We start from the raw sequence: 13,983 nt of genomic DNA, 5'->3' as shown, positions 1-13,983 counted from the left end.
ATTTAAATCAAAAATATAAAACTGATAGTACACTTAATACTTTTTTTCGTAATCAGCATTGGCAATTTTTCCTGTTTCATCTATCTTCCAAGAGCTGGAATCATTAGCCGTTTTAAAATAAAAAAGTTGCTCTTCAGAAAGATTATTCATGTCTATATACCAACCGCCATGCAAAGCTACGTATGGATAATCTGTGCGCAAGGCCGTTTTAAATTTCTTGTTTTTTCTGTGGTAGAAAGGTTTGTACAAAGCAAAAGTAGTATCAATATCGGCATCATAAACTCCTTCGGAGATCTTTTTTTTCCAAAACTTAGCTTCCCAGCTAATCACTTTTTCTCTATTAGGGTTACTCAAGGGAATGTCATCTATTTTCAATCCGAAACCTACTTTCATTCGTTTTTTATTTTCTAATAAAACAGATTGGAATTTAATCAAAAAATCCTCCGGACAATCGGCTAAAGGAACAATGTCAGGATCCGTAACAACATAATATCCGTTACCGTATTTTACGAACAGATCGTATCTTTTCCAAAAAACTAAATGCCCATAATTCTTTTTTAGCCGGTGAATGGTTGCTTTATTTTTGATTTCATCAAAATAACGCAATAATGGTTCGTAGGTAGAATTATTGTCAATAATAACAAGGTTTGAAAAACCTCTTGCCAATAAAAAATTGATTAGCTTTTTTAAATACTCCAGTTGATTAAAGCTTGTAATAATGATTGGAATTTCCTTAGACTTTGTTAGCGTCAAAGTCTTATGATCTATACCAGATAATTTGTAGAAATAAAAACAAATTCGAATACGTAAATATTTTAAAACTGTTAGAATCATTTAAAAAAAAGGATGAATTAATATTCAAAAACCAATCAATATTATACAAATTCCATGTTTGGAATGTTGATAGGCAAGCAAAAATAATCTTATAATTAATTAAAAGTGCTACAATTCTGAAATAAATTTAAGATTTATACCAATAAGAAAGATTATTTTTGCAGCAGAATCTATCTATACAAACTACACATGAACACAAGTGATGAAATCCACAATGCTTACGAAGTCATAAAAAATGGCGGAATCATCCTATATCCTACTGACACCGTCTGGGGAATTGGTTGTGATGCCACAAATGCTGAGGCTGTCGCCAAAATATACAAACTCAAACAAAGAGCCGAAACCCAAAGCATGATTGTTTTGATGAATGGCGAAAAAATGATGTACAATGTTTTCAAAGACATTCCTGAAGTAGCCTGGCAAATCATTGATTTATCCGAAAATCCAACCACTTTGATATTGGACAAACCCAGAAATGTGGCACCAAATATAATCTCTTCCGATAACTCATTGGGAATCCGCATTGTGAAAGAACCTTTTTGCTTTAAATTAATGGAAAAGATGAAAAAACCATTGGTTTCGACATCAGCAAATATCTCAGGCCAACCTACTCCTATTGCTTTCAAAGATATTAGTCCGGAAATTATAAAAGGTGTAGACTATGTTGTAAATTTGCACCGTGAAAAAATTGGCGGAAAACCGTCAACAATAATAAAATTAACGAATGATTCTCAGGTGAAAGTGATTCGGAAATAGTATTCAGTTTTCAGTTTAACAACTTTGGACTTTAGACTTTAAACATTTTTAAAATGAGCATTAAAACTTCATACAAAACAGCCTTAAATAATACAATTTTTCAAGTCATTTCTCAAGCTTCTCAGGAACTTAACATCGAAAGTTACGTTATTGGTGGATTCGTGAGAGATTTACTTTTGAATAGAGACTTTAAAAAAGATATTGATATTGTTGCTGTTGGCAGCGGAATCGAATTAGCTTTAAAAGTTTCCCAATTACTTCCAAAGAAACCAAAAGTTCAAGTTTTCAAAACCTACGGAACTGCAATGTTGCGTTTTGAAGACACTGAAATTGAGTTTGTAGGCGCTAGAAAGGAATCCTATCATTTTGAAAGTCGCAATCCTGTTGTAGAGAACGGAACGCTTGAAGATGATCAAAATCGTCGTGATTTCACCATAAATGCGTTGGCTTTATCCTTAAACGCTACTAATTTTGGAGAACTTTCAGACCCTTTCAACGGATTGGAAGATTTAAAAAACAAAATAATTAGAACACCTCTGGATCCAGACATTACTTTTTCTGATGATCCGTTGCGTATGTTAAGGGGAATCCGTTTTGCGAATCAATTGGGATTTGAAATCGAAGATAATTCGTTTAAATCCATTGCAAAAAATGCCGAACGAATTAAAATTATTTCTGGAGAACGTATTGTTGATGAATTGAATAAAATACTTTCGACAGATAAACCTTCCATAGGATTTTTGTTATTGTTCAAAACTGGTCTTTTAGATATTATTCTTCCGGAATTAACCGCTTTGAATCAAGTAGAAGAAATAGAAGGTCACACGCATAAAAACAATTTTTATCACACTTTAGAAGTTGTTGACAATATTTGCCCACACACTGATGATGTTTGGTTACGTTGGTCAGCATTATTGCACGATATTGGAAAAGCACCAACGAAACGCTTTAATAAAAAACAAGGCTGGACCTTTCATGGACATGAATTTCTTGGTGGAAAAATGGCGAAGAAAATATTCGAACGCTTACACATGCCGTTGAATCATAAAATGAAATTTGTACAAAAAATGGTCATGATGAGTTCGCGTCCCATTGTTTTATCACAAGATACGGTTACCGATTCAGCGGTGCGTCGTTTGGTTTTTGACGCAGGTGAAGATGTAGAGAATCTAATGACGTTGTGTGAAGCAGATATCACTACTAAAAACCCGAATAAGTTCAAAAAATACCACAATAATTTTATAATTGTTCGCAAGAAAATTGTGGAAGTCGAAGAGCGCGATCAGGTACGTAATTTTCAACCCCCAATATCTGGTGAGGAAATTATGGAAAAATTCAATTTAAAGCCATCCAAAGAAATTGGAATGTTGAAGGAAGCTATAAAAGAAGCGATTTTGGAAGGAGAAATTCCAAATGAATATGAGGCAGCCTATCAATTTATGCTAAAAAGAGCAGCAAAAATCGGATTAAAGATTAATGCTTGTTGAATTAACATTTAGTTTCATTTAAATATCTTTACGAAAATTAATTTCAAACAATGAAAAAAGAGAATAATTACGTTATCATTTGGTTGTTATCCGGTTGCTTATTGTTATTTATGATGGTTGTCGTGGGAGGAATTACCCGGTTGACCAATTCTGGTTTATCAATGACCGACTGGCATTTAGTAACGGATACTTTTCCGCCTTTAACCGAAGAAAAATGGTCACAGGCTTTTGAAGAATATAAAAAATTTCCGGAATACCAAAAAATAAACATCCACAATGATTTCACACTTAGTGATTATAAATTCATCTATTTTTGGGAATGGTTTCACCGTTTCATAGGAAGAATAATTGGCTTAGTGTTTTTTGTTCCATTTGTCTATTTCTTGTTCAAGAAACGTCTTTCTACTGAGACCATCAAAAAATGTATTATTTTGCTATTCATGGGCGGTTTTCAAGGATTCTTGGGCTGGTTTATGGTACGTAGCGGATTAATCGACAATCCGGATGTAAGTCATTTTAGATTGGCATTACACCTTACATTTGCTTTCATCACATTTGCTTACACACTTTGGGTAGCTTTGGACTTAATCTATCCAAACAAAGCAACTGTCATAATTCCATTGCGAAAACTAGCACGCATTGCATTAGTGTTTTTGTTGTTACAAATTATATATGGAGGGTTTGTTGCGGGTTTAAATGCAGGTTTAATTCACAATCACTGGCCTTTAATGAGTGACGGGCAATTGATTCATGATAGTGTTTTTATAGAAAAAAGTACCTTGTTTTTGAATCTTATCGAAGGAAAAAGCGGTGTTCAGTTTGTACACAGAACCATGGCATATGTTGTAGTAGGATTAATTCTTGCTCTTTATTTCACAAGTAAAAAACATACTCTTTCCTCGTTACAGAAAAAAGGAATCAATATCTTGGTATTAATCGTATTTTTGCAATTCACATTGGGTGTCTTTACTTTGCTTTACAGTGTTCCACTTTGGTTGGGATTATTACATCAAATAATGGCTTTCTTTTTACTGACGGCAATGACATTCACATTACATCGATTATCTAAATAAAAGTATAACAACTATTACACCTGACTATATTGTCGCATTTCTTTGTTTATAAACTTAAATGTCTAAACTTGCAGCTCAAGATAAATTTATAGATTTATCAGATTATGGAAGACCTTTTGGGAAATTTCTCGCCAATAAATTAAAAAATACTCGATTCACACCTATTCACGTCACCTTACTTTTTGGCGTTTCAGGCTTGATTGCTATTTACTGTATTTCCCAAAGACATTACTTTTTAGCCAGTTTTTTCATCATTCTAAAATCAATTATTGATGCAGCCGATGGAGAACTGGCGAGGTTAAAAAATACGCCTTCCTATACCGGAAGGTACTTAGACAGCGTGTTTGATATTATCTTAAATTTTTTGTTTTTAATGACCATTTGTTATGTTTCGAAAACATCATTTTGGCTAACTTTAATTGCCTTTTTTTGCATTCAATTACAGGGAACTTTATACAATTATTACTATGTTATTTTAAGAAATAAATCAGTAGGCGGAGATACAACCAGTAAAATTTTCGAATACAAATCTCCTAAAGCTTTACCCGGAGAAACCCAAAAATCAGTTGATATTTTATTCCGAATTTATACCATTGTCTACGGTACTTTTGATAAAATAATCCACACTCTCGATAAAGAGGCATACAAGGTAAAAACGTTTCCAAACTGGTTTATGACGGTACTTTCTATCTATGGATTGGGATTTCAATTGTTGATTATTGCCGTAATGTTACCAATGAATTTAACAGAATATATCATTCCATTTTTTATAATTTACACAGTATTTATTTTTGTCATAATTGGTATTCGGAAAGTATTTTTTAAGGTTTAAAATCGTCATAATTAAAATCTATACCAACAACATAAACATCATATTGTCAGATTTTTAAAAACCAATACCTTTAGCCTTAATTCAACATAAATATCATTCCTATTCAGTAACGCATGATAAAATAAAATTGTATAATTCACTAGAATTATATAATGATTTTACAGAATTGTATAACAATTTTACAGTTTAAAATTACCAAATTTGTAAAGAACAAATAGTAATTTAAAACTTAGATATTATGCCGAATTCAAAAGAGATTGAAGGAAACTGGAATGAGTTTAAAGGAAAACTTAAACAAAAATTTGCTGATTTAACGGATGATGATTTACTATACGATGAAGGTAAAGAAGACGAAATGTGGGGTAAATTACAACAAAAATTAGGCAAGACAGAAAAAGAAATTAAATCATTATTTGATTAATTCTTAAACCTAAACTTACTTGAACTGTTTCAATTGTAAGATTCAAAATTTTTCTTTCTTAGGATTCTTTGAACATACATTTGAAACAGTTTTTTTATAGCCAAAACTACCCAATCCAATTCTTAAAATCAGAAACTTTTTCCCTGCTTACTATCACCTCATCTGCTGCATAAGAAGGCAGAATGACCTTTAATCGGGAGTTACTATAGACTATAATTTCTTTAATCGCTTTAAGGGGAACTATGAATTTTCGACTTACACGATAAAAAGCTGCCGGGTCTAATTCCTGTTCCAAAAGTTCTAAGGTCGTTTCAATTAAATAATTTCTGTTGTCAAAAGTATGAAGATACGTTCCTTTATTTTCACTAAAAAAACACTCAATTTCATCGATAGAAATCACTTTTAAGTGTTGCCCTATTTTTACCGTAAAACGTTTTTTATGATTCTTCTCAAACGGATTAGAGAGCATTTTTTTAATCTGCTCGAAATCTAATTGTAAGGTTTCTTGTTTTGGCAAACGCGCTTTAAATTTAGCTACGGCAATTTCTAAATCATCCTCATCTATGGGTTTCAAAAGATAATCGATGCTGTTCAATTTGAAAGCTCGTAAAGCATATTCATCATACGCAGTTGTGAAAATTATGGCACTCTTAATTTCAACTTTTTCGAATATTTCAAACGACAATCCATCCGATAATTGGATGTCCAGAAAAATCAATTCCGGATGTTTATTATTAGAAAACCAATCAATGGCTTCTTCTACAGAATGCAATAACACTCCCACTTCAATATTTATTTTTTCCAGTTTTCGTTGGAGCAATCGTGCTGCGGGTTTTTCGTCTTCGATTATTATTGTTGTCATTAAATGTTGAATCGTTTATTTGGTTATTTGTTTAACTGAAAACTGCTGCTGAATACTCCTTTTCACTCCCATTTCTCGCTTTTCTCCTTTTCCATAAATTCCTTGATCTTTTTATCTTCCCAGTTTTTTCCAAAAATCCAATTGGGCATAAATGTAGAAAGTGCATGCGCCAATAATCCAATTCCCCAAAAGAATGCGGTGAAGAAATTTTCTATTTTAAAATAGCTTTCTCCTGCATCTAAATCTCTAATATTAATAAACACAATCACTATATTTATCGCTACATAAACAATTAAATGCGTGTAAAACCCCTTTAATCGTTTCACTTTCCTTTTGGCGGAAGCATATTTATCTTCGGGTTCCATTCCCTCAAGTTCTGATTTATAGTTTCTTTCCATTTTGTTACTATTTAAAAGTATTCATTCAAAAAACATGTTCATTCTTATTTTAAAATAAAACTATTCCCAAGATTTTTTTTGTCCATTTTCTTTATCCATGAATTCCTTAATTTTTCTTTCTTCCCAATCTTTATTGAAAAATGGCATATAATTAAAAACTTTCATTCCGTGAAAAATCACTCCAATTCCCCACCCCAACATCGGCCAAAAAAACCACAAATGTTCTGGAGAAGTTTTTAAATTTAGAATCAGAAAAAAAATATTGATCACAATATATGCCGCCAAGTTCCCATAGAAACCTTTAATTTCCTCTACTTGTTTTTTTGCTTTAAAATAACGCTCTTCGTTTTGATATTTATTTTCCATGATTTTTTATTTAAATTTATTCAACCCTTAAAGTTTCTCCGAATATTATTTCCAAGTTTGTTTCTGCTCTTCTTTTCGCAAAATTTCCTGAATCTTTCTTTCTTCCCAATTGGAACTGTACCCAAAAACCTTGAAAGCATGCATCGTCACTCCAAATCCCCATCCGGCTGCAGAAAACCAAAACCATTGAAATTTTGGAGAAAAAGTTAGGTTTATATATATTAAAATTGGAATTACACAACAGTAAGAAATCAAGTTTCCATAAAATCCTTTGAGCTCTTCCACTCGTTTTTTAGCTCTAAAATAAGCCGTATTTTCATTGTAATTTGTAATTGTTTCCATAACTGTAATTTGTTTCGTCAAAAGAGGTATTTTTACCGTAAATGTTTTCTCGTTTTGAATAATCAAGACTTTTCTGTCAGTTATAATTCCATACCTGTTGACGATATTTTGCAAACCAACACCTTGACGATCCTGCAACACTTCTTTCTTTTGATAATCGTTTTGAACAGCCAGATAATCGCCCTCAACAAAAATCCTGATGTGCAATGGTCTTTGTTCACTAACCACATTATGTTTTACCGTATTTTCGAGCAAAAGCTGTAAAGAAAGCGGCACAACTTTGGCTTCTGTCATTGCGAGGGATGAAGCAATCCAATCATCTTGGGTTGGTAATTCATAAAACAAACTGTTTTCAAAACGCATTTTAAGTAAATTCATATAGGTTTTAGCGAAAGCCAATTCTTCCTCAACAGAAACCAATTCTTTGTCTTTTTGTTCCAAAACATAACGATAAATCTTTGATAATGAAATAGTAAACCGTTGCGCATTATCTGGATTTTCTTCAATCAAAGAACTTAACACATTCAAACTATTAAAAAGAAAATGAGGATCTATTTGATTTTTTAAACTTTCAAACTTTGCCGAAGCGGTTCCTGCAATGATTTTTTGTTCTTTGACTTTATTTTCATTGTAAGCTTTGTAAAAATGTAAAGCATGAACTCCTAACAATACGATAAAAGCAATAATTGAAGATTCAATATAATTTGAAGGAGTCTCATTTGCTAAAAAATCTGTCATTGATTTTTTTTCCAGGATAACTTTCAAAAAGATACGAAGCAAAAAAATCACAAATAAGGAAATAAAGAAAGAGCTGACAAACCCAATAATTATCCGTTTTGTAGAATACATATTGTCTTTAAATATTTTGTCCAAAAACATAAACAACGCTGCATTAACAAGGTATAATGTAACGCTATAAAGCATACAGTATAAAAAATACATATATAACTTAGGACTAATAGCCTCATTTCCAAATGTAATGAATTCAATTAGAAAGGACACTAAAAAAATCACAACCCCAATAAACAACGCTTTAAGCAAATGTGGTTTTATATACATCATTCTCTTTTTTCAATAGTTACAATTCTCTGTTTTATTTCTTAAAAACGAATAATTAGAAACAATCAACAGACTTATTTACAGTTTTTCAATGCTGCTGTTGCTCTTTCTAAACCCCATTTTGGGGAGAAAGGAGTTTCAGGTTTAAAAGTAGCAAAAAGTCCAATAGCTTTTTCAATTTGCACACACATTGGTTTAGTATCAGTTCCCCAAAATTTAGCTCCACCAATTTCAAACTCTGCTTTACCAAAAACAACTCTTGGGTTTTCCGGAGCAATTGCCTGTGCTTTTCCGTACAATTCCATAACAGTTCCGGATAATTTTTGTCCGTTTGTCATTGGGTCAAAAGCAATCCAAGCAGTGTGAATCATAGCCTGCATAACTAATAATTCGGCATTATTGGGATTTTTTCCCATTTCTGTATCCAAAGAATTCTGAGCTTTTGTAAGCAACAAATTCATTTGCTCCTTGTCTTTTGTTCTAAAAGCAGTTGTAGTATTTACTAATGCAACGTAATAATTAGGCAACCAACTTGTTTTTTCAGCACCGGCAATTCTTTCGAATAAATCAGAAGCTTCGGTATTTTTTCCTTCGCCCCAAAGTTGGAATGCTTTTCCCATTCCTTGTTCGAATTGCCCTTGAGCCGATAATAAACTACATACAAATAATGCGATTGTGGTCATAATTTTTGTCATGATTTCTTGTTTTTAAATGGTTATTTATTTTGATGATTGAAACGTTATATAATTTATACTTCAAAAGTATCTCGGTTTTTATTGATTTAAAATTTATAGATACTGAACTGTAGAATTTGATGGATGAATTGTGATTTAGTTGAAAGTCGTAAAGCCGAAAGTCATAAAGTTGAAAGAGTTTTCGTTTACAAGGACTTTGACCTTTGACATTATGACTCTTTTCAAAGATTCTTCAACTGATTGTCTTTTTTATCGTTGCTTATTGTCCAAAAGAACCCTACAAAGAAAAAACGATCTGCTGTAGGAACAATTTCTTTTCTGTTGTAAAACCCCGCATTATCCGGATTATTGGCATATTCATATCCAAAAACATTCTGAGAACCTAAAACATTAGAAACCGAGAAATATAAAATCTTTTGCTGCGACAATAAATACGCCCAGTTGAAACTCAAGCTGTTGTACGCTTTTGTTTTTCCATTCATGAATTCCGCTTCGTTTGGGTTGTTGTATGGTCGTCCCGAACTGTATGAATTAGTAAACCCTATTTGTGATTTCCAGTCGTTTATCCAGTATTTAGTAACGATTGACAAACTGTGATCCGCAACAAAGCTAGGCGTGACTTGAGAACTGAAATTTTTATAATCTCTTTCGGTGTCGATGTAAGAATAGGAAACCCAGTATTCTAAGTTTTTGATTGATTTTCCGTCTCTCCAAAACAAATCCAAACCTTTTGCATAACCGGAACCGGTATTATCATAAACCGAATTAAACGTTGCCATTCCTGTGTCGAATTTCACTAAATTACTGTAGTCTTTAAAATAGGTTTCTGCACGAAATGTTTTCCCGTTTTTATTGTATTGAAAATTCAAAATATAATGAGAAGCTTTTTCGCTTTCAAACTGATGATTTTTGGAATATTTGATATATTCCGCATTTGGAGTTTGGGTAAAATCGCCATAAGCAAATGAAAACTGACTGTTTTTAGCCATTTTATACGCAAATGAAACTCGGGGTGAAATAGCAGTTTCGTTCAACAAATCGTTATTTGAAGCCCTTACTCCTATTTTTGCCGCCCATTTTTTAGAGAAGAAAATATCAGCTTCAGTATAAATAGCTGCAATGTTAGCATCATATCCATTGGTAAAAACAGATCCCGAATTCTCCTTAAAATCTTCATTGAATTGAGTAACAAAATAATCGGCTCCAAAAGATAGTTTCAATCGGTCAGAAAAGCTTTTTTTTAATTTTAATTTCAAATGAGCCGCATTTTCATCATTAGCCACTTTATCTGAATCCAAATTTATTTTGTTGTTGCTGTAGCCATAACTCAACCCAGAAGTAATTTGCCAGTTATTCCCAAAAACGCCTTTGTAAGACGAATTCAAATAGAAATTATTATTGTTTAAATCGACTCTGATTTTCTCCGGCGAATTGATGTTTTCTTGATTAATATCAAATTTAGAGCTGTCAAAAGCAGCGTATACTTTCAAAATTCCGTTGTTAAAATTATAGCGATACACCGTTTCTCCTGACAAAGATTGAAAAGGACTGTTCCAATCTACATTTTGGGGAATAACCGCTTGATACGGCGCTAAATTGATGTAATTCGCATTTACGCTCAAAGAACTTTTTTTCCATTTTTGGGTGTTTCCAAGTCCTAAACCTACGGTCATCAAAGCGATTTCGGTTTTATTTTGGTCTGGTTCATCTTGTGTATTCAATAGCAAAACACTGGATAATGCCTCTCCGTATTCCGCTGAATAACCGCCTGTAGAAAATGATATTCCACTAAATAAAAAAGGGGAAAACCTGCCTCGTGTAGGCAAATTATTCGTGGTTGCGCCATAGGGTTGCGCCACCCGAATCCCATCAACAAAAGTTTGTGTTTCATTGGCCTCGCCACCACGAACAAACAATCGCCCGTCCTCGCCTACCGTTTGTGTTCCTGGCAACGTCTGCAAAGCTGCAATAATATTTCCCGCTGAACCCGCTGTAGTTACGATGTCTAACGGTTTCAAAACCGAAACTCTTGCTTTATCGCCCGCTTCTAATGTTCCTGCGGTAATCACAACTGCATCAAGCGAAGTAACACTTTCTCGTAATTTGATGGTTCTATTTTGGAAATTAGCGACATCAATTACTGTTTTTGAAGTTTCAAAAATCAGGAAACTCACAACCAAAGTTTGATTCCCGATTGTTGTAGTTGTAAAACTAAAACTACCCGTTTCGTTACTCGAAGCACCATCATAAGTCCCTTCGATAAAAATATTGGCTCCCGAAACTGGTTTTCCTTTTTCATCAACCACTTTCCCTGAAATAGTAACTTGGGAAAATAGAGTTACAGAGAATAATAAAATGGCAAGAGTAAAAATCGATTTAAGGGTTCTGTTCGAATGGTTTGGTTGTTGAATGATTGTTGGTTTCATGATATTTGATTTTGATACAGCAAATATCTATTGCAAAAATCAAAACTGGAAAAAGTTATTACTGAACTGTTGAAATTACAGGATGAGTTGTTTTAGTAAATAAATTCAGAATTTGAAATCACGCATTTTTTATTTTATAATGAAAACCTTAAATTTGTTTGCAATCAAATTCTGAAAAAATGAAAAAATCACTCTTTTTACTTTTACTGTTCTCTTTTAGCACTGCGTTATTTTCTCAGGAAACCGAATCTATATTTGATGAAAAACTAGCCAAATCCCTAAAAGCGGATGATTACGGAATGAAGCAATATGTTTTTTGTTTATTAAAAACAGGAAGCAATACAACTGCTACAAAGGAGGAAAAACAAAAATTATTTGAAGGACACATGGCTAATATTAATCGATTAGCGCTAGAAGGGAAACTGGTTGTTGCCGGTCCTTTTATGAAAAACGAAAGAAATTATAGAGGTATTTATATTTTTAATGCCACTAGTATCGAAGAAGCTAAAACATTTGTGGCGACAGATCCTGCTGTACAATCGAAACTTCTGGAAGCGGAACTGACGCTTTGGTACGGAAGTGCGGCACTGCAGGAAACACTGAAAATTCATGATAAAATCGCCAAAACTAAAATCTAATTTTATGAACATTGAAGAATTACAGGTTATTTGTAAATCAAATGAAGCGGTAACAGAAAACATTAAATGGAAGGACGACTTGTGTTTTTGTATTGGAGAAAAAATATTTTTTGTTATTGGACTGAACCAATCCCCAACTTCAGCGGCATTTAAAGTTTTAGATGAAGAGTTTGAAGAAATAAGCAGTCGAGAAGGTTTTAAACCAGCGCCATACACTGCGCGTTACAAATGGGTTATGGCCAACGACCTTAACCAACTAACAGAAAAAGAATGGCAATTTTACATTGAAAAATCCTATTCTTTAGTCAGAAACAAACTTTCTGCCAAAATAAAAAAGCAACTTGGTTTTACCTAAAAAAAAAGTATGATAACTGAAAAAGAAAAAATGATTGCGGGAGAATATTATTTGGCAGGCGATCCTGTTTTAGTAAAAGACAGACGAAAATCTAAAAATTTGCTCCACCGATTAAATGTTACAGAATACCGAGTAACCAAGAAAGCGCGAGAAATATTAAAAGAATTAATCCCTAATGCAGGTGCTAATCTTTATATTGAACCTCCATTTTTTTGCGATTACGGATACAATATCAATTGTGGTGAAAATGTTTATTTTAATGTAAACTGCGTTGTTTTGGACTGTGCCAAAGTAACTATTGGCTCTAATGTCTTTTTTGCACCAGGCGTTCAATTGTACACCGCCACACATCCGCTGGATGCTGAGCTAAGAAAAACGCTGGAAAATGCACTTCCAATAACCATCGGTGATGACTGCTGGATTGGCGGAAACTCTGTTATTTGCCCTGGTATTACCATAGGAAATGGCTGTGTAATTGGTGCAGGCTCAGTAGTTACAAAAGATATTCCCGACAATTCTTTGGCGGTAGGAAATCCGGCAAAAGTGATTCGGAAATTGAATGTTTAATGAATATCCTAACCCGAATTATAAACTCCTCAAAACTAAAATTTCCTATCTTTGTTAGAACCTTTAAACACAAATAAAATAATTATGAAACATCTTAAAGCATTACTAGTCTTGGCACTAATTGTTGTTACAAACTCCGTTTCGGCACAATCCACTTTTGATAAATGGCCAGCCATAAAAGAATTTCACGAAGTAATGTCGCAAACATTTCATCCGGCTGAAGAAGGAAATTTTGCACCAATAAAAACGCGTTCAGAAGAAATGATGAACAAAGCAGCAATGCTATTAAAGTCTGAAATTCCCGCCGAATTTAAAACAAATGCAATATTAGCATCGGCAGAACGATTACAGTTAAAAAGCAAAGCGCTACATAAATTAGTCACTTCAAATGGATCTGATGCCGCAATTTTGAAATCAATTACTGACTTACACGACACTTTCCATGAGATTGTAGGACTTTGTTCCGACGCAAAAAAATAAAAAACTAAAGCCTAATCGATTGATTAGGCTTTGTTCATTTTACACCTTATCAATTCAAAAAACAATGCCACATTTATTAGCAAAACTTAAGAATGTTCCCATTACAATCATCAGGGAAATTTTAGAAAAAGACAAAGCCTTTCATGCCGAAAACAATATGTTTCTGGAGCATCTTTGGCAAAATGCCGATGATAAAAACGAAGTACTGTTTCTTTTCCGAATAAATGATATTGATGAAACCAAAGCTTTGATCCATAAACTTCATTCTGATGCTTTGATTCAAGATGCCACTGCAAATCTTCCTGAAATGACTTACCTGAAATAATTTATCTTTTTAATTTGATTATTTGCAAACTGGATTAAAAATTATAAAAATCGGAGAATTATTTTTT

Annotated in this window: 17 protein-coding genes; 10 read left to right on the top strand and 7 right to left on the bottom strand. The window is 33.1% G+C overall.

The features are described from left to right. Positions 1 to 33 precede the first annotated feature (33 nt). Complete coding sequence (locus tag E0H99_RS13300) at positions 34 to 834, bottom strand: glycosyltransferase family 2 protein (protein ID WP_165930301.1); 801 nt, start codon at positions 832 to 834, stop codon at positions 34 to 36. Between the two features lie 189 nt (positions 835 to 1,023). On the opposite strand from E0H99_RS13300, the gene E0H99_RS13295 reads away from it, so the two are divergent. The 5 genes from E0H99_RS13295 to E0H99_RS13275 all read left to right on the top strand — a co-directional run bounded on the left by E0H99_RS13295 (position 1,024) and on the right by E0H99_RS13275 (position 5,403). Continuing rightward, complete coding sequence (locus tag E0H99_RS13295) at positions 1,024 to 1,590, top strand: L-threonylcarbamoyladenylate synthase (RefSeq protein WP_131996400.1); 567 nt, start codon at positions 1,024 to 1,026, stop codon at positions 1,588 to 1,590. A 53-nt stretch (positions 1,591 to 1,643) separates the two neighbouring features. Further along, positions 1,644 to 3,077 (top strand): CCA tRNA nucleotidyltransferase, encoded by a 1,434-nt coding sequence (locus tag E0H99_RS13290; RefSeq protein ID WP_131996397.1) that lies wholly within the window; start codon positions 1,644 to 1,646, stop codon positions 3,075 to 3,077. A gap of 50 nt (positions 3,078 to 3,127) precedes the next feature. After that, positions 3,128 to 4,150: a COX15/CtaA family protein gene (locus E0H99_RS13285; RefSeq protein ID WP_131996394.1), complete on the top strand. Its 1,023-nt coding sequence runs from the start codon at positions 3,128 to 3,130 to the stop codon at positions 4,148 to 4,150. 58 nt (positions 4,151 to 4,208) lie between these two features. Continuing rightward, the gene (locus E0H99_RS13280) at positions 4,209 to 4,982 is read left to right on the top strand and encodes a CDP-alcohol phosphatidyltransferase family protein (protein WP_131996391.1); all 774 of its coding nucleotides are present in this window, start codon (positions 4,209 to 4,211) and stop codon (positions 4,980 to 4,982) included. Positions 4,983 to 5,220: 238 nt separating this feature from the next. Beyond that, complete coding sequence (locus tag E0H99_RS13275; protein WP_131996388.1) at positions 5,221 to 5,403, top strand: CsbD family protein; 183 nt, start codon at positions 5,221 to 5,223, stop codon at positions 5,401 to 5,403. Between the two features lie 106 nt (positions 5,404 to 5,509). Here the strand turns inward: E0H99_RS13275 and E0H99_RS13270 are convergent, their stop codons facing one another. From E0H99_RS13270 to E0H99_RS13245, 6 genes are all read right to left on the bottom strand, one after another. Continuing rightward, on the bottom strand, positions 5,510 to 6,265 hold the full coding sequence (locus tag E0H99_RS13270) for a LytR/AlgR family response regulator transcription factor (RefSeq protein WP_131996385.1): 756 nt from the start codon (positions 6,263 to 6,265) through the stop codon (positions 5,510 to 5,512). A 62-nt stretch (positions 6,266 to 6,327) separates the two neighbouring features. Next, complete coding sequence (locus tag E0H99_RS13265) at positions 6,328 to 6,663, bottom strand: 2TM domain-containing protein (RefSeq protein WP_131996382.1); 336 nt, start codon at positions 6,661 to 6,663, stop codon at positions 6,328 to 6,330. Between the two features lie 60 nt (positions 6,664 to 6,723). Beyond that, complete coding sequence (locus tag E0H99_RS13260) at positions 6,724 to 7,029, bottom strand: 2TM domain-containing protein (protein ID WP_131996379.1); 306 nt, start codon at positions 7,027 to 7,029, stop codon at positions 6,724 to 6,726. Positions 7,030 to 7,074: 45 nt separating this feature from the next. Then, a complete protein-coding gene (locus E0H99_RS13255; RefSeq protein ID WP_131996665.1) occupies positions 7,075 to 8,430 on the bottom strand; it encodes a histidine kinase in 1,356 nt (451 codons plus the stop codon). A 74-nt stretch (positions 8,431 to 8,504) separates the two neighbouring features. Beyond that, positions 8,505 to 9,125: a hypothetical protein gene (locus tag E0H99_RS13250; protein WP_131996376.1), complete on the bottom strand. Its 621-nt coding sequence runs from the start codon at positions 9,123 to 9,125 to the stop codon at positions 8,505 to 8,507. A gap of 221 nt (positions 9,126 to 9,346) precedes the next feature. After that, on the bottom strand, positions 9,347 to 11,551 hold the full coding sequence (locus E0H99_RS13245; RefSeq protein WP_131996373.1) for a TonB-dependent receptor domain-containing protein: 2,205 nt from the start codon (positions 11,549 to 11,551) through the stop codon (positions 9,347 to 9,349). A 179-nt stretch (positions 11,552 to 11,730) separates the two neighbouring features. On the opposite strand from E0H99_RS13245, the gene E0H99_RS13240 reads away from it, so the two are divergent. From E0H99_RS13240 to E0H99_RS13220, 5 genes are all read left to right on the top strand, one after another. Further along, on the top strand, positions 11,731 to 12,189 hold the full coding sequence (locus tag E0H99_RS13240) for a YciI family protein (protein ID WP_131996370.1): 459 nt from the start codon (positions 11,731 to 11,733) through the stop codon (positions 12,187 to 12,189). 4 nt (positions 12,190 to 12,193) lie between these two features. Continuing rightward, complete coding sequence (locus tag E0H99_RS13235) at positions 12,194 to 12,544, top strand: MmcQ/YjbR family DNA-binding protein (RefSeq protein WP_131996367.1); 351 nt, start codon at positions 12,194 to 12,196, stop codon at positions 12,542 to 12,544. A gap of 9 nt (positions 12,545 to 12,553) precedes the next feature. Next, on the top strand, positions 12,554 to 13,111 hold the full coding sequence (locus E0H99_RS13230) for a sugar O-acetyltransferase (RefSeq protein ID WP_131996364.1): 558 nt from the start codon (positions 12,554 to 12,556) through the stop codon (positions 13,109 to 13,111). 84 nt (positions 13,112 to 13,195) lie between these two features. Next, positions 13,196 to 13,591: a hypothetical protein gene (locus E0H99_RS13225; protein WP_131996361.1), complete on the top strand. Its 396-nt coding sequence runs from the start codon at positions 13,196 to 13,198 to the stop codon at positions 13,589 to 13,591. Between the two features lie 64 nt (positions 13,592 to 13,655). Further along, a complete protein-coding gene (locus tag E0H99_RS13220; protein WP_131996358.1) occupies positions 13,656 to 13,916 on the top strand; it encodes a hypothetical protein in 261 nt (86 codons plus the stop codon). Positions 13,917 to 13,983: the final 67 nt, after the last annotated feature.

The organism is Flavobacterium sp. GT3P67 (assembly GCF_004349155.1).
GTDB lineage: Bacteria > Bacteroidota > Bacteroidia > Flavobacteriales > Flavobacteriaceae > Flavobacterium > Flavobacterium ranwuense.
The sequence above is the reverse complement of the archived record's forward strand: the minus strand, read 5'-3'. Positions and strand labels throughout refer to the sequence as shown.